Raw genomic sequence first — 14,043 nt, forward strand, 5'->3', positions numbered from 1 at the left:
GTCGCGGTGATCGACCGTTCTGCACGCAGGTCGACCTGCTTGCGGGCGCGAGCGGGCGCGGCCGCTGCGGGGCGGTAAGGCGCTGTCGTTGTCCCGTGATCAAAGTCGCACGGGCTATGGTTCGAACTGTCCGTTACCCAAAGGAGACGCTCATCGTGATCGAAGAGTTGAGAAACCTCGCACGCGACCTCAACTCGGCGATTCAGAAGAACGCCGGGTTCCAAGCGTTGACCGCATCGCATCCGCCCGTTTGGTACGGGCGGATGCTGTCCGAGCTCACTCTCGCCGTCGAGGGGCTCGCTGTTGAACACCTATCGGCTCGCTACGGTGATCGAAAGGGCCAGGTCGTCGTGCTCACTGAGCATCTTGTGATCGAGTCGCTGGTCGCGAAAGCCAAGGATGACGACGCCGACTTCGTAACCAACGTTTACCCTCGGTCCTCACTCCAGTCGGTGCGCCTCGTCGCTCGAGGGAGTGTCTTTGAGCAGGACGCGTTCGCCGAGTGGCCCGGCGCAGTCAGCCTGATCCTCAGGTATCAGGAGGCTGGACGGCTCGAGCTGCCGCTCGACGGGCCCGGTGAACCTGAAACCATGCGCTCCCTCTACACCAGCCTTCGGAACGATCTCGCGTCTACAATCGAGCACTGAACCACCGGCTGCGTGCCCAGGAGCGGGTGGGTCGTAGGCTCGAAACGTGAACCCGAAAGTGCGTGGGTGGTTGGTTGCCGGGAGTGGACTCATTGCCCTCGTCGGGGCGATAGCGGCCGTCGTCTACTTCTTCCAACCGTGGCGCACCTGCGATTACGAAGACACGGCGGCGGGATGCGCAATGCTCCCCGGTGACGCAACCGTGATGGCTGTGGCAGTGGTCGTGACCCTCGTCGCAGTGGGCGCGTTCGTGTTCGCTCTCCTCGCCAGGGAGCGTCCTGCCGTTCGGTGAACCACTGGCAACGTGCATGGGAGAGACGCATGCGCGAAGATCGTCGTGTGGGAAGTCAGCGAGCGCCAGAAGACCTCGCCGATCTCATCTGCGCTGAACTAGATCCGGTGATGACCGCAAACGGATTCCTTGCGGGCCAGTCGGGCGTCGGAGAGAAGATCGGAATCGTTTACTGCGCTCCGCACGACGAGTTTCGGCAACGATTTCCAGATCTGGCGCCGACGATCCAGTACGGGGATGAGGGGGCCTGTACGGACCTGAACATTCAGGCAGGCTTTGGAGCAGACGCGAGGCTCGAAGACATCCGCTTCGACGGCGTCACCCTGGAGGATCTTCTCGCTGGCGAGGAAACCGGCGATGCCAACGAGGCGCACGCGATCATGTCTTTGCCAGCGCACACCGGGGTCACTCGGTTGCGATCGCTGCTCGACGAACTGTTCACCCGGCACAACGCGACCTGAACATCTGAGGCGTTCGCGGGAGGACCGGCTTCTGACCGGCTCGCCTATCGTTTCGATTGCTCGGGGGTGCCTCATCCATAGATCAGATACGTACCGGGTTTATCTGGCTCGCGGAGCTCGAACTTCAGCTGCAGCTGCGCTTGGTCGAGCAGGTGAACCTGTCGCTCGAACTGTTCGTTCGTCACGAACACGGTGCGCGCGAGTGCCCAGTCCTCGTCCATCCACGTCCTGATCGCGGTGAGAAGTCGGGCGTCCATGTTGGAGGAGACCCGGGACTTGCGGACCCAGAAGTAGACGACCGCGTCGACCTCCGCCCATCGTGGGTCCTCGGCCACGGCGGTGATCGTGGCGGTTGACGGGAAGATGTAGACGCAGCCGAGGCACTGGGTGCCGCCAGGGTCGAGCACCGTGTAGGTGAACGCTCGACGCTGCACGTGGCGTCGCTCCAGGTCGGCGAGATCTCGGCCGTTCGCCTCGACGGTGAAGTCGTCCTCCGGCCAGGAAGACTGCTCCCAAACCCGCAGATCAAGACGCGTCTCCATGACAGCCTCATGGTCACGCGCCGCGTCCGTGGCCAGGATGGGGCGCAAGAAGAACTCGTCGGTCCTCAGTCCGGCGGGGACACGGCGCTTGGGATCGGTTATCGACACACGTGTGTGCACCTCAGTCGCCTTTCCGGTGATCGTGCCAGTCGGATGCTGACCCGTTGTGGGCGTCACCGACCGAGGCCTACCGTCTTTGCGTCGCGACATGCATCAATTCTCCCGTCCGAGGCGAGCACCGGTCACCCATGCCCTCGGGGACGCTTGCTCACGGACCCCCGATAGAGCGGATGCAACGGGTGACCAGTTCCGTCCTAAGGAAACGCTCGATCGCCGACCGCTCCCCGAGCCATTCGCAGGTTTTCGCAAGATGGCCCGTGCGCTCCAGGGCATTGAATGCGCCGTGACTTCACAGACTGACACTCACCGAGTTCGCGACGAGAACCAGTACGACACAGCCCAAAGGCGACATACCAGAGCACGTCCGTGCGCCGCTGGACCAAAGCCCTGCGGACGGTCTCGGACGACTCTGACACTTCATCGCCGCGTTGCGGATTCCCGACCAGGTCGCCATCCACGCGCCCTCGCCCAGCCTTCCTCCGAAGCGCGGCGAACACAATGGCGAACACCAACACCACCGTCGCGGCCGCCAACAACCACGCCGTGGCAGAAAAGTCACCGATCCCGGGCCCGCAATGAATGAGCCACTGCACGATCAGCGCCAGACCAAGCGGAGCGCTGGCAGCACCCAACAGATACCCGGCCCAGCGGGGAACGCTGCGCCCGTAGTCGACACGCCAACCACCCGCCGCAACATTCCAACGCGTGAACAACTGCGTGAACCAGTCCCCAAAAAGGAGGAAGCCGATTCCGAACAGAACAAGAAAGGAGGGGAACAAGGGCCCGCTTACGCAGGACACACATCACCTGACCTCAGAAGTAGTCGACGTTCACGCCTATCGTGAATCCTGAGCCGGCGCGGAGAACGCCGCGACCAGCCCCGGTCACTGCAATGCGGTGCCTCAAGAATCATCACTTTAGACGCCGCGGCAACGGCCCGAGGGCGAGAATTCCGATGCTCGGGCCCTCCCCTCCCGGGCGCTGCGCGGTGAAGGTTCGTCATGGAGTGATGCCACCGATGGACTATGCCGATCGCGCGCGACCGGCATAGTCCATTCACCGACCACGCCCGCGGAGATGGAATTGATTAATGAGGTCGTTCACAGAGCGTCGCGGAACGCCGCCAGCTCGGGGTGTGCGATCCCGATTGGCTGCCCGATTCCTCGTGGCGTTCTCTCGCGCGGCCGCGGGGCGGGCAGTCTGACGGGCGCGTCAAGAGCACTCTCGTTCTTGCACAGATCCTTCGCGTAAAGATCCCGCCCCCCGGCTCCACCGCGAATCTTTGACTCAGGCGTGCAGTTGTACCCCACGGTCTGACGCAAGAGCTTCGGCGCCCACGCGAACTCAGAGTCTGCGGTGAGGTGATGATGGGTCGACCTAGATAGCAACGCACAAACCCAATCGGCGTACTGGGTTGTTCCGTAGAGATGGCTCTCGAGCTGCATCGGCACTTCGACAACACGACGCAACTCGGGTCGAGGCGCAGAATAGATGAACGAAGCGCTCGCCATTACTGCCTCCAGCCGCGGGCCACTATCGACGGAGTCCGTGAAGATCATGATGCTCTCATCGCGATGGTCAGCGTATTGACTAAGCCTCAAGATCGCCTGCCGGAGCGCATGCAGGCTTCGGGCTGACGAGGTCTCGCCCGTCTCCTTGGCAGAGCCGATGGGCTTCACCTGTCCGTAATAGAAAGCCCGACCGTCGAGTGACTTCAATTTTCGGGCGAGTCGGATGAGCGTGCGCTTGATCTCCGGACCGTACTTGTCGTGATTACGAGTCGTGAGAAGCGACGAACCCTTCTTCTCCCATCGCCTCGCGTGCGCCCCATCGCGCCGAATCTCGAACTCAAGGAGTCGCTCCTTGAGGTACTCGAAGTGCCCTCCAAAGTGGCGAACGTTATCGGCTGGGAGGACAAAACCGCCGTACCCGAAAAGCGGGTGATCGTTGAACTTGGCGTGGGACTCCGAAATGTACGGGCCGATATGCCCGAACTCATCGATATACGCCAGCAGCACGGTTCAAACTTACCGCCACAACACGAAAGCCCACCGGAGGGTGGGCTTTCGGAAACGGCGCGTGGCTCGCGGTGGAACTCGCTACCGGTAAGAACTATACCCGGCCAAGCCGGGGGTGGCAACCAACGTTGGGGGCGGGCGGTCTTTAGGATCCGATTCAAGAGCGACCTACGGCCTATCGGATCCTAAAGACCGCCCGCGTGCGTTTTCCGGTGCCACGCCGCGAGAGGAGGGGTTCTCAGTGAACTCCCAGTTCACGAGATAGTTGACATATATGCCTCCGGGCAGGACAAAAAGCCGCAGCGTGGCCGTCGCGAAGCCTTGCAACGGCTGTCGTTAGCCCCACGCCGATATGTCCGGCGGTCGGGTGGATGACGGTGGCGCAGGCGCCACTCCCAGTCCCGCAGCGGTCATGCGTGAACGCAGCGTGAGCGCCATGTCGGCGAGGTCGTCGGTGTCGGACGTCACCGTTGAACCGTACTCACCGCAGGGGATGGATTGGTCGTCGTCGGCAGCTGACCATAGCGCGCGCGCCGGCGGAGGGCATTGGACTCGAGCGACTGCCCCTGGACCGCGCGCTCACGTCCCCACGCCGGGCGATGCCGAATGCGGATGCTTCTACGACCGTTCGCAGCGGTGGTTGCCCTAACGCTGCCGATCGAGATCCTGCTCGAACGGCTTTAGGCCCGCACCAACAACCGCTACGGCAAGCCGCGTCTCCCACGACCTCAGCGGACAAGTCGACCTGATCAGTGATCGGTGACCGACACGGCCTCGCTCTAATCGACAGATGTAGAATAGATCCGGTCGCTCACGAAGCGACGGCCCGGACAGCATCCGGGACTCCTCCAGGAGAAAGCTGCACACCATGGCACGCGTCAGCAACAAAGTGGCCCTCATCAGCGGCGGAGCCCGCGGAATGGGAGCCTCCCACGCACGATTGCTCGTCGCAGAGGGCGCGAAGGTCGTCATCGGCGATCTCCTCGACGACGAGGGCACGGCACTCGCCGCCGAACTGGGCGACGCCGCACGGTACGTCCATCTCGACGTCACCGACTACGCGCAATGGGAAGCCGCCGTCCAGACGGCAGTCGACGAATTCGGCGGACTCGACGTCGTCGTCAACAACGCCGGCATCGCGAACTTCGGCTCGATCGAGGAGTACTCCCTCGAGGACTGGGACAAGATGATCGCGATCAACCTCACGGGCGTCTTCTACGGCACGAAAGCGGCGATCGAACCGCTCAAGAAGAGCGGCAAGGGCTCGATCATCAACGTGTCGTCCACGGCCGGCCTGCAGGGCTACGAGGCGCTGCCCGGCTACAACGCGGCGAAGTTCGGCGTTCGCGGGCTGTCCAAGGGCGCCGCACTCGACCTCGGCAAGTACAACATCCGCGTGAACTCGGTGCACCCGGGTGCCATCCGCACGCCGATGACCGAGGGTCTGCCCAGTGAGCAGAACCACGTCGCGCTGCACCGCATGGGCGAGGCGAGTGAGCTGTCGAACCTGATCCTCTTCCTCGCGTCCGACGAGTCGAGCTTCTCGACCGGCGCGGAGTTCGTCGCCGACGGCGGCGAGACGGCCGGTCTCGCGCACTACGGATCCTGACATCATGATCGGGTGGATGCCGTGACTCCGCAGCATCCACCCGCCGCCAGGAAGGCAGCCATGGCTGAGGATCCGCGAACGACGCGCACCCGGCTGGCGCTGCGCGACGCTCTGCGCTCTCTCTTGTCCACGCACACGCTGGACGACGTCTCCGTCTCCCTGCTGTGCGTGACGGCGGGAGTGCACCGCACCACGTTCTACGGCCACGCGCCGGGCGTGCGTCAGTTCGCCGTCGCCGAGTTCGCCGCCGATCTCGACCGGATCGCGACGGTCGCCGTCGACGCAGAAGGAGAGACACCCGATCAGGTCGCGCGCCGGTATCTCGGTTCGCTGCGCAACCTGCTGACCCACCTCGTCGACGATCGCACGGTCTACCGGGCGCTTCTGACCTCGGACTCGCGCGGCTCCTTCCGTGCCGCGCTCGAGGGGCGCCTTCGGGCTCGTGCCGAGCAGGCGCTCGGCGTCTTCGCGCGGCAGCGCGTCGTGGGCGTCCCCGACGACCCCCGCGAGCGCGCGGAGGCGGCGGCGTTCATCGCCGGCGCCCTCGTCGGCGTGATCGACGTCTGGACGCTCTCGGACGACGCCGATGTCATCGATGCCGGCGCGCGGATCACGGCGCTCCTGCCGCGCTGGTGGCCGCGAGGGTGACGGCGTCCGGCGGCCGGGCTGTCCACCCCGGGCCTCGCGGCGATCGCTCACTTCGGGAGCGGGCCCGCACCTTCGAGCAACGCCTTGGCGCGCGCAAGGCCGGCGATCAGCGTCGAGCGGACGTTCTCGGCGATCATCGGCTCGACCAGGCGCAGGAGGCCGGCCGGTTCCACCTCCAGCGTCACCCGCACCATCGTGGAGGCATCCTGATCGTCGAAGTCCATGACGACGGATGTCTGCACGGGACCGGACGTGCTCCGCGTCGCCATGCGCCGTGGGGCGTCGAACTGCGTCACGCGCCAGTGGAAGTCGCTCTCACGTCCCATCGCGCGCAGGCGGGAGTGGATGCTGCTCCCGACGCCCACGGGCGGCGGAGAGGTGAGCTTCTCGAAGACGACCGAGACGTCCCATCTCGGTCGGTTGCGCCCGTCGATCAGGAACGCGAAGACCTCGTCGCGAGCTCTCGCGACGGTCACGGTCTCGCTCACGGTGAACAACCGGCCTCCCCTGGTCTGCCGTACAAGACTCGCGCCTGAGCCACGCAGCGAGCAACCGCAACGGCAGTCCGGCGATCCGATCTGGCTCATCGTCGCCTTCCTCCATTTCCTCGGCGGCGGACGTGGGTCTCCGATATGCGCTCCGTCGCCGCGTCAGAGCGCGATCGGCGCACCGAATCGGGTGCGGAACCCGGGGTGTCCGGCCGGCATCGCGAGCACCGAGTCCGGTGGGCGTCGAGCGAGAGCACCGAGTCCGGCGTCGGCCACGAGATCGTCCGTGAGATCGAGCAGCTCGGCGTCGACGAGGGGCCACGCGATGTGCTCGTTCGCGGCCCAGCGCGTGCGGCCGAGATGCGTCTCGTGAAACCCCCATCGCGCCGTCAGAAATCTCGAGAGCGCGGTGTCGACGGCGGAGTCGCCTCGTCGAACGGCGATCCGTGTGCCGGGTCCGGTGGATCGCCCGTCGACCCGGCGTCGCCGCGAGCGGTACTCGATGACGCGGCCGTCGTCTGTCGTCTTCCGACCGATCCGGGCCCAGCGGTAGGGCAGACCGAACAGAGCGTGCGCAGCCGCGACGGGGAGGAGGTGCTCCGCCTCGAGAGTGCGGAAGACGACTCCGCGGCGCCCGTCGCCGTCGATCCCGTACGTGCGCACGTTCACTTCGGCGAACGTCCCGATCAGGGGCACGGGCGGCAGCGGGAGGAAGCGGAAGTCGGACAGCACGAACGGCACGAGTCCGATCCAGGCGGAGCCGTCGAACGTGTCGGCGCGTACGCCCGCGGGCAGCATCCGCTCGACCTCCGCGCCATCCACCCGCCAGTGCAGGAAGACGGCGTCGCTCCAGCGCTGCTCGATCACGGCCCGCCCAGGGAGGGGCGGTGCGTCCGCGGTGGGGGTCATACGTCGATCCTGGCGCGCTCCGGACCGTCCGGGGTCGTGACGCCGCAGGTGGTGCCCGCCGCTGATCTGGGGTGGCGCCGCCGCCCCCACGGGTCGACAATCGAGGTGCGCGACCCCCGGAACGCGACCGCACGACGACAGGAGCATCACGATGACCGCGCAGCACTGGTCCGGGACGGGCACCGCCGACGATCCCTGGGTTCTGAAGACGGCGCCGCTGTCGTCGGAGTACACGATCCACCGCGACGACGAGAGCGATCCGGCGCTGCTCGTGTGCCAGGTCGGGTCGACGAGGCTCACCTACCTCGCCCGGGCGATCGACGATCTCCACGCGGAGCTTCTGCGGCGGGGCGACTGGATGCTGCTGGGCGCTTCGGACGAGAAGAAGGAGCCGGCGCCGGACACGGTCGAGGCGTGGGGACGATCCGCCGACAACCCCGTCGGTGGCTGGTACGGCCAGCGCAAGGGCTATCGCGGTCGCTTCGGGATGTATCTCCCGCCGCTTCTCGAGGCCCTGGGGTTGGCCGAGCTCGAGCACCAGCCGCGCAACAATCGCATCAGGGCCGTCGGCGACGCCACGTCCTAGCCGCCACGTCTCCGCTACCCGCCGGGAGCGACGGGCTCCTGCGCGCCCACCAGTTCGCGCGCCAGGAGCGTCGATCCGGCGACGGCTGCCGACATACTCGCGACCGCGCCGCCGGGCACCATGAAGCACAGCTGCGTCGCGACGCCGAAGCCGAGGACGAGCGCGCGTCGCCGCCGCCTCAGGTCTCGTCGCGCCCGCGCGTCGAGCCCCCGCGCGGAGAGGGCGCGGGAGGAGAGCTCGTCGGCGAGGAGGAGTCCGGTGAGCACGACCGCGGCGACCGTGGCGAGAGCTCCGCCGACCACGGGCACGAGGCCCAGGAGCGCGGCGATGAGGGCGGCCCCGATGCCCCGCACCACGAGCCGCGCACCGTCGACGACCGACTGCCAGAAGCCGCCGTCCGCCGGGGGCGGCGGATCGCCGAGCTCGACTTCGACCGCCCGCCAGATGCGGTCGTAGAACGGCTCGCCGAGCAGCAGCGTAAGCGCGGTGAACGAGATCGCGACGACGACGAGAGCGGCGCCGATCAGCGCCGTCCCGACGGCGATGCGGATGACGGAGGCCCAGAGCCCGGGCCAGCCGTCGGCGAACGGCGTGAGGCCGACCGTGATGCCGGGCAGGAAGAACCCGAGCGCGATCAGACCCGACAGCAGGAAGAGCGCGACGATCGCGGCGGGGATCAGTCCGAGGGCCATGAGCCGGGGCCGCCGGCGCCAGTAGCGGAAGCCTCCGCCCAGGAGGGCCATCCCGCGGGTGAACTCGCTCATCGTCGTCGCCTCGGTCACTCGGCGTAGGGCGGAATGGAGGCGTAGGTCGCGATGAGGTCGCGGATGCGCTCCACCGCGTCGGCGTCGAGGCCGGCGTCGCCGGTGACCGCGCGCCATGCCGTCGTCACGACGTCGCCGTAGTTGTGCCCGTGCCGTGCGGGCACCGCTTCGCCGCCGAGCATGTCGATCGTGACCTGCACGGCGGTGATCACCGGCATCCATCGCATGGACGGGCTGACGTCCGGGCCGCGCTGTGCCTCGTCGAGCCACTCGGGTGCGCTCCAGAGGAGCTCCGGCACGAGCCACGTGACAGGGTCGGTGGCGTGCTGGAGATAGAGCACGCGCGGCCTGTCCCATACGCCGGAGATGTCATCGCCGTCGCGCGAGAGCCACCGCACCTCCCGACCGCCGTCGAGCACCGGCTGCCAGGCCGGGCTGCCGGCATCCCGAGCCGCCTGCAGGGTCTGCCACATCGGCGCGCCACCGGGCGATCCGACGAACAGAGCGCCGTCGGTGCGCGAGCGGAGCTCGTCGACGTCGTCGAAGACGGCCTGGCTTCCGTGGGCTCCCAGACTCAGGCCGTACACGACCAGCATCGGGCGATCGTCCGCGGGGAGCTGCTGCCACCGAGCCTCGATCGCGTCGAACAGCACGGCCGCCGCATCGACGGGGGCGTCGGGATCGAAGACGAACGAGACCCAGCTCGGGGTGTACGCGTACTGCATCGCCGCGATCGCCGTGTCACCGGCGTGGAGGTACTCGAGCGCGTCGACCGTCTGCGGCTCGAGCCAGCCCGACCCGGTCGTCGTCGCGACGGCGAGCACCGATCGCTCGAAGCCGCCCGTGCGCTCGAGCTCGGCCACGACGAGCGCGGCGCGCTCGCGCATCGTCGGGGCGGACTCGAGTCCCGCGTAGACCCGGATCGGCTCTCGCGCCTCGACGCCGGTGAGAGCGGAGATCTCGGATGCCAGGGGCCCCCGGCGATGAAGTCAGCGCCGTGCCTGCCGAGGTCTTCCCAGGCGATCGCGGACTCCGGTCCGGCCGAGCGATGGTCGGACGGCGGCTCCACCAGCAGCTCGTCCGGATCGCCGTTGCGCTCGAGGTAGATCGCATCGATCGCGGTCGTCACCACGACGGTAAGGCCGGCCACGCCGGCCACGATCACCGCCGCCGTTCCGAGAAGCGCGACGGGCGGGCCGATCCTGCGTCGCAGCGAGCCGAAGAGACGACGGATGCCTTCTCCCAGCGCGATCAGCAGCGCCGCCGCCGGCAGGGCGGCGACGAAGAAGGCGGCGATGTCGGCCGCGTCGAGCGGTGGCATCTCGACCAGTCGACGCACCTCGTTCTGCCAGGTCAGCGCCGCCGCCGAGAGGACGACCGTCGCCGTGATCCACAGCACGATGTAGCCGATCCACAGAGCGCGCCGCCACCGAGGTGCCGGGCTCACGCGAACGACGCGGCGCACGAGGCTCCCGATCGCCACGCCGAGGAGATAGCCCGCGGCGAAGGCCACGGCGGTGATGACGCCTTGGAACAGGGCGGGCCGGGGAAGCAGCGACGGCGTCACCGACGCGATCGCCATTGCCAGACCGAACAGCGCCCCCGCGGGATCGAGGTGCCACCAGCGGCGTCTCGTCGGTCCACGTTCGTCAGACCGTGGAAGGCGGGGCATGCACTGCACACTAGCGAAGGCTCGCTGCGCCTTCGTGCATCCGAAATCGCGCCTCCGGCGGAACGTACCTATAGCGAGACGCACGCCATCAGCCGATGGCGGAGGCACCCGGGGAGCGAGGAGCACCATGTCGCGGCGTACGGAGACAGTCCTGGTCGTCGACGACGACGCATGCGAAGGCGTCTCGGCGCTCCGGATGCGCGCGGCTCTCCGCGACGGAAGGGGCTGAGCGCCGTGGAGATCGACGGCACCTACGTGGTCGACACCCGGGGGGCGCTGCGGCGCCTCGGCGACGAGTTCCCCGGGCTGAGCGCTGCTCGCCTCCGCGTCATGCTGGTCGCGGAATGGGAGGCCTCCACGGGAGGCGTGCCTCTGGTGATCCCCGCAGACGTCGAGGAGGCGGTGCGTGAACGCCTGCAGGCCGGCTCCCTCGTCGACGTGCCTCGCAGCCGGCGCCGATGACGGACTCCGCCTGGGCCCTGGTCAGCGGCCGAGCTTCGGAATCAGGACGGGCGTGGTGTCGCGGTACTCCACGTAGTCGGCCCTCTCGCCCCACTTCTCGTCGGCCCGCGCTTCCAGGAGCGGGATGCCGCTGACCCGGGTGAGCAGGAGGATCACGAACACGGGAGACAGGATCGCGATCCACTGCCACCCCGAGAGCACGGGGGCGGCGACGAGGAAGACGCCGACCCACAGCACGATCTCGCCGAAGTAGTTGGGGTGGCGCGAACGCGACCACAGACCGGTGCGGATGAACTCGCCCTTGTTGCGGGCATCCGATCGGAACGCCGACTTCTGCGCGTCCGCCACGATCTCGATCGTCAGTCCGACCGCCCAGACGACGACGCCGACGATCGTGAGCCAGTCGGTCGGTGCGGAACCCCCGGCATCCGCGCTGATCGCGATCCAGGCGGCTGCGGCGGTCACCGAGACCCACAGTCCCTGGATGACCCACACCTGGAGGAAGCGCAGGGGTGAGCCCTTGATCTCGTCGAAGCGTCCGTCCGAGCCGGCCGCGTGCACCCGCATCGCGAGGAACGACCCGAGGCGCAGCGCCCAGACGATGACCATGGCCGCCAGGATCACGCTGCGCAGGTCGGGCGCCGGCGCGAGGAGCACGAGCGCCACGGAGATCACGACGAACGTGACGCTGCCGGTGAGGTCGAAGAAGCGTTCGCTCCGGAGGATCGCGGCCGGGACGAAGGCGAGGAACTGGATCGCGAACGCTGCCGTGACGGCCGCGGCGAACATCGGCACACCGCCGATGGTCGCGCCGCCCTGGCTGCCGGCGACGGCGAGGAGGGCGCCGATCACCAGCACGACGACGATCGTGATCAGCGAGGTGCGCGACGATCGTGTGGTCGCTGCGGAGGGGGCCGGTGTCGTCATGATGTCTTTCGTGGTCAGAGGTAGAGGCTGTCGACCGTTGCGGCGGCGCGATCGAGTACGACGCTCCGCTTGATCTTCATCGTGGGGGTCACGAGGCCGCGATCCTCGAGATCGGCGGAGACGAGGCTGAATCGCCGCACCTGTTCACTGCGGGCGACGAGCAGGTTGGCGGCATCCACGGCGCGCTGCAGGTGGGCACGCAGGGCGGGATCGTCGATGGTGCGGATGCCGGGGGCGGCCTCGAACGGGATGCGGGCGCCCTGGGTCGCGGCCCAGGCCCGCGTCTCCTCGGGGTCGAGCACGAGGAGGGCCGACAGGTACGGCTTGCCCTCTCCCACCATGACCGCGTGCGAGACGAGCGGGCTCGCCTCCACGGCGCTCTCCCAGCGGGTCGGGACGACGGTCTTGCCGTGCGAAGTGACGATGACGTCCTTCACGCGGCCGACGAGCGTCAGCCGACCGTCCTCGTCGAGGCGTCCGAGGTCGCCGGTGCGGAAGAAGCCGTCGAGGAAGGCGCCCTCGTTGTGCGCCGGGTTGCGGTAGCCCGCGAACACCCCGAGTCCGCGCGCGAGCACCTCGCCGTCGTCGGCGATGCGCACGGTCAGTCCGGGCAGCGGAGAGCCGACGCTCCCCGACGCGATGCGACCAGGGAGGTTGCCCGTGAGCGGAGCCGTGGTCTCGGTGAGTCCGTAGCCCTCGATCACGGGAACCCCGATCCCGCGGAAGAAGAGCGACAGCTCGGCGTCGAGCGCGGCGCCGCCCGACAGGATGTAGCCCACCCGGCCGCCCATCACGGCGCGCAGGCGCCGGTAGAACAGGGCGTCGAAGAACCGATGACGCAGGCGCAGGCCGATCCCCGCGGCGGGATCGCCTGCGTCGGCGCCCTCCGACCGGCGGCCCCACGCCACTGCCGTGGCTTCCGCCGCCGCCCACAGGCGCGACAGTCCCTTGTCTGCCGCCTTTCCGGCTGCCGCCGCGCGGATCTTCTGCAGCACGCGGGGCACGACCACGAGGAAGGTCGGGCGGAGGGTGTCGAGCGTCGCGACGACGGTCGTCGGATCGGACAGGTGCGCGATGCGCATCCCGCTGGCGAGGCAGATGAGCTGGAGTCCGCGGGCGAGCACGTGCGCGAGCGGCAGGAAGATCACGGTATTGCCGCCGTCGTTCACGATCTCGCGATACGCGGCCGCTATGTTGAGCACCTGACCGAGGAAGTTCTCGTGCGTCAGCACGGCGCCCTTGGGCTCGCCGGTGGTGCCCGAGGTGTAGACGATCGTCGCCGCGTCGTGCCGGTCCGCCCATGTGCGGCGCTGCTCGAGCTCGGCATCCGACACCGTCGCGCCGCGCGCCGCGAGGTCCGAGAGCGTGCCCGACGCGTCGCCGTCGGAGGCCGCCTCGTCCATCGTCCACGCGCCGAGGGTCTCGCCGGGCGTGCGGGCGAGTGCGGTCTGCAGCAGCGCGGTGTGACGGATGCCGCCGCCGATCGCGAGCCGCACCTCGGCGTCGGCGACGATGGCGTCGACCTGCGACGGCGACGACGTCTCGTAGACGGGCACCACGACGGCTCCCGCGAACCAGGCGGCGAGATCGGCGACCGCCCATTCGTAGCGGGTCGGCGCCATGATCGCGACGGCGTCACCCGCGCGCACGCCGGCGCCGATGAGGCCCTTGGCGAGAGCCTGCACCTGCGCCGTGAACTCGGCGGTCGTGACCGGGCGCCACGGCGCCCCGGGTGCGGCATCCGGTTGTGACACCTCGAACGCGATGTGGTCCGGTGCGGCCGCTGCGCGACGGAGGAGCAGGTCGGTGACGTTGCGGTAGCCGTCCAGGTCCACCAGCGACGGAGTCGTCGACTCACCCATCTGCTCTTCCTCCTCGGTCGGGGCGCGGTCGGCAGG

At 68.2% G+C, this 14,043-nt stretch carries 15 protein-coding genes and 1 pseudogene; 7 read left to right on the forward strand and 9 right to left on the reverse strand.

All coding sequences use genetic code 11. The features are described 5' to 3' along the window. Positions 1-155 precede the first annotated feature (155 nt). Genes B0B14_RS11890 through B0B14_RS11900 form a run of 3 tightly spaced genes read left to right on the forward strand, consistent with a single transcriptional unit; the run spans position 156 to position 1,400 of the window. Positions 156-647 (forward strand): hypothetical protein, encoded by a 492-nt coding sequence (locus B0B14_RS11890; RefSeq protein WP_076682058.1) that lies wholly within the window; start codon positions 156-158, stop codon positions 645-647. Between the two features lie 46 nt (positions 648-693). Further along, positions 694-939 carry a hypothetical protein gene (locus B0B14_RS11895; protein ID WP_076682060.1) on the forward strand — a complete coding sequence of 82 codons (246 nt, stop codon included), beginning with the start codon at positions 694-696 and terminating at the stop codon, positions 937-939. A gap of 29 nt (positions 940-968) precedes the next feature. Further along, a complete protein-coding gene (locus B0B14_RS11900; RefSeq protein WP_143733712.1) occupies positions 969-1,400 on the forward strand; it encodes a hypothetical protein in 432 nt (143 codons plus the stop codon). A 71-nt stretch (positions 1,401-1,471) separates the two neighbouring features. On the opposite strand, the gene B0B14_RS11905 is transcribed toward B0B14_RS11900, so the two are convergent. Both B0B14_RS11905 and B0B14_RS11910 read right to left on the reverse strand, forming a co-directional pair. Next, positions 1,472-2,119: an N-acetyltransferase gene (locus B0B14_RS11905; protein ID WP_256714372.1), complete on the reverse strand. Its 648-nt coding sequence runs from the start codon at positions 2,117-2,119 to the stop codon at positions 1,472-1,474. 1,043 nt (positions 2,120-3,162) lie between these two features. Continuing rightward, on the reverse strand, positions 3,163-4,080 hold the full coding sequence (locus tag B0B14_RS11910) for a DUF3800 domain-containing protein (RefSeq protein WP_076682066.1): 918 nt from the start codon (positions 4,078-4,080) through the stop codon (positions 3,163-3,165). A gap of 868 nt (positions 4,081-4,948) precedes the next feature. Between B0B14_RS11910 and B0B14_RS11915 the strand changes: the two genes are divergently transcribed. Both B0B14_RS11915 and B0B14_RS11920 read left to right on the forward strand, forming a co-directional pair. Beyond that, complete coding sequence (locus tag B0B14_RS11915) at positions 4,949-5,689, forward strand: glucose 1-dehydrogenase (RefSeq protein ID WP_076682069.1); 741 nt, start codon at positions 4,949-4,951, stop codon at positions 5,687-5,689. Between the two features lie 60 nt (positions 5,690-5,749). After that, on the forward strand, positions 5,750-6,337 hold the full coding sequence (locus B0B14_RS11920) for a TetR/AcrR family transcriptional regulator (protein WP_076682071.1): 588 nt from the start codon (positions 5,750-5,752) through the stop codon (positions 6,335-6,337). 47 nt (positions 6,338-6,384) lie between these two features. Here the strand turns inward: B0B14_RS11920 and B0B14_RS11925 are convergent, their stop codons facing one another. Both B0B14_RS11925 and B0B14_RS11930 read right to left on the reverse strand, forming a co-directional pair. Continuing rightward, complete coding sequence (locus B0B14_RS11925; RefSeq protein WP_256714373.1) at positions 6,385-6,825, reverse strand: SRPBCC family protein; 441 nt, start codon at positions 6,823-6,825, stop codon at positions 6,385-6,387. Positions 6,826-6,987: 162 nt separating this feature from the next. Further along, the gene (locus tag B0B14_RS11930; RefSeq protein WP_076682075.1) at positions 6,988-7,734 is read right to left on the reverse strand and encodes a YqjF family protein; all 747 of its coding nucleotides are present in this window, start codon (positions 7,732-7,734) and stop codon (positions 6,988-6,990) included. A 151-nt stretch (positions 7,735-7,885) separates the two neighbouring features. Here B0B14_RS11930 and B0B14_RS11935 point away from each other — a divergent pair, with 151 nt between their 5' ends. Further along, complete coding sequence (locus B0B14_RS11935) at positions 7,886-8,320, forward strand: DUF6855 family protein (protein ID WP_076682076.1); 435 nt, start codon at positions 7,886-7,888, stop codon at positions 8,318-8,320. Between the two features lie 14 nt (positions 8,321-8,334). On the opposite strand, the gene B0B14_RS11940 is transcribed toward B0B14_RS11935, so the two are convergent. The 3 genes and pseudogenes from B0B14_RS11940 to B0B14_RS16965 form a co-directional block, all read right to left on the reverse strand. Then, a complete protein-coding gene (locus B0B14_RS11940) occupies positions 8,335-9,084 on the reverse strand; it encodes an EI24 domain-containing protein (protein WP_076682714.1) in 750 nt (249 codons plus the stop codon). Positions 9,085-9,098: 14 nt separating this feature from the next. Continuing rightward, positions 9,099-10,055, reverse strand: a complete 957-nt coding sequence (locus B0B14_RS16220; protein WP_306169507.1) for an alpha/beta-hydrolase family protein — start codon at positions 10,053-10,055, stop codon at positions 9,099-9,101. 59 nt (positions 10,056-10,114) lie between these two features. After that, a pseudogene (locus B0B14_RS16965) lies at positions 10,115-10,885 on the reverse strand (alpha/beta-hydrolase N-terminal domain-containing protein); the annotation flags it as partial. A 42-nt stretch (positions 10,886-10,927) separates the two neighbouring features. On the opposite strand from B0B14_RS16965, the gene B0B14_RS11950 reads away from it, so the two are divergent. Next, positions 10,928-11,218 carry a hypothetical protein gene (locus tag B0B14_RS11950; RefSeq protein ID WP_143733713.1) on the forward strand — a complete coding sequence of 97 codons (291 nt, stop codon included), beginning with the start codon at positions 10,928-10,930 and terminating at the stop codon, positions 11,216-11,218. 21 nt (positions 11,219-11,239) lie between these two features. Here the strand turns inward: B0B14_RS11950 and B0B14_RS11955 are convergent, their stop codons facing one another. Next, positions 11,240-12,145 carry a DUF1295 domain-containing protein gene (locus B0B14_RS11955; protein WP_076682080.1) on the reverse strand — a complete coding sequence of 302 codons (906 nt, stop codon included), beginning with the start codon at positions 12,143-12,145 and terminating at the stop codon, positions 11,240-11,242. A 14-nt stretch (positions 12,146-12,159) separates the two neighbouring features. Beyond that, positions 12,160-14,007: an AMP-dependent synthetase/ligase gene (locus tag B0B14_RS11960; protein WP_076682082.1), complete on the reverse strand. Its 1,848-nt coding sequence runs from the start codon at positions 14,005-14,007 to the stop codon at positions 12,160-12,162. Between the last annotated feature and the right edge of the window lie 36 nt (positions 14,008-14,043).

Origin of the sequence: Microbacterium sp. RU33B (genome assembly GCF_900155915.1) — a bacterium.
Classification (GTDB): Bacteria; Actinomycetota; Actinomycetes; order Actinomycetales; family Microbacteriaceae; genus Microbacterium.

What these genes read in the sequence shown, in the direction of transcription:
- B0B14_RS11900 (WP_143733712.1), top strand. Translation starts at nt 969, where the DNA reads ATGCGCGAAGATCGTCGTGTGGGAAGTCAGCGAGCGCCAGAAGACCTC.
- B0B14_RS11915 (WP_076682069.1), top strand. Translation starts at nt 4,949, where the DNA reads ATGGCACGCGTCAGCAACAAAGTGGCCCTCATCAGCGGCGGAGCCCGC.
- B0B14_RS11920 (WP_076682071.1), top strand. Translation starts at nt 5,750, where the DNA reads ATGGCTGAGGATCCGCGAACGACGCGCACCCGGCTGGCGCTGCGCGAC.
- B0B14_RS11930 (WP_076682075.1), bottom strand. Translation starts at nt 7,734, where the DNA reads ATGACCCCCACCGCGGACGCACCGCCCCTCCCTGGGCGGGCCGTGATC.
- B0B14_RS11935 (WP_076682076.1), top strand. Translation starts at nt 7,886, where the DNA reads ATGACCGCGCAGCACTGGTCCGGGACGGGCACCGCCGACGATCCCTGG.
- B0B14_RS11940 (WP_076682714.1), bottom strand. Translation starts at nt 9,084, where the DNA reads ATGAGCGAGTTCACCCGCGGGATGGCCCTCCTGGGCGGAGGCTTCCGC.
- B0B14_RS11950 (WP_143733713.1), top strand. Translation starts at nt 10,928, where the DNA reads ATGCGAAGGCGTCTCGGCGCTCCGGATGCGCGCGGCTCTCCGCGACGG.
- B0B14_RS11955 (WP_076682080.1), bottom strand. Translation starts at nt 12,145, where the DNA reads ATGACGACACCGGCCCCCTCCGCAGCGACCACACGATCGTCGCGCACC.
- B0B14_RS11960 (WP_076682082.1), bottom strand. Translation starts at nt 14,007, where the DNA reads ATGGGTGAGTCGACGACTCCGTCGCTGGTGGACCTGGACGGCTACCGC.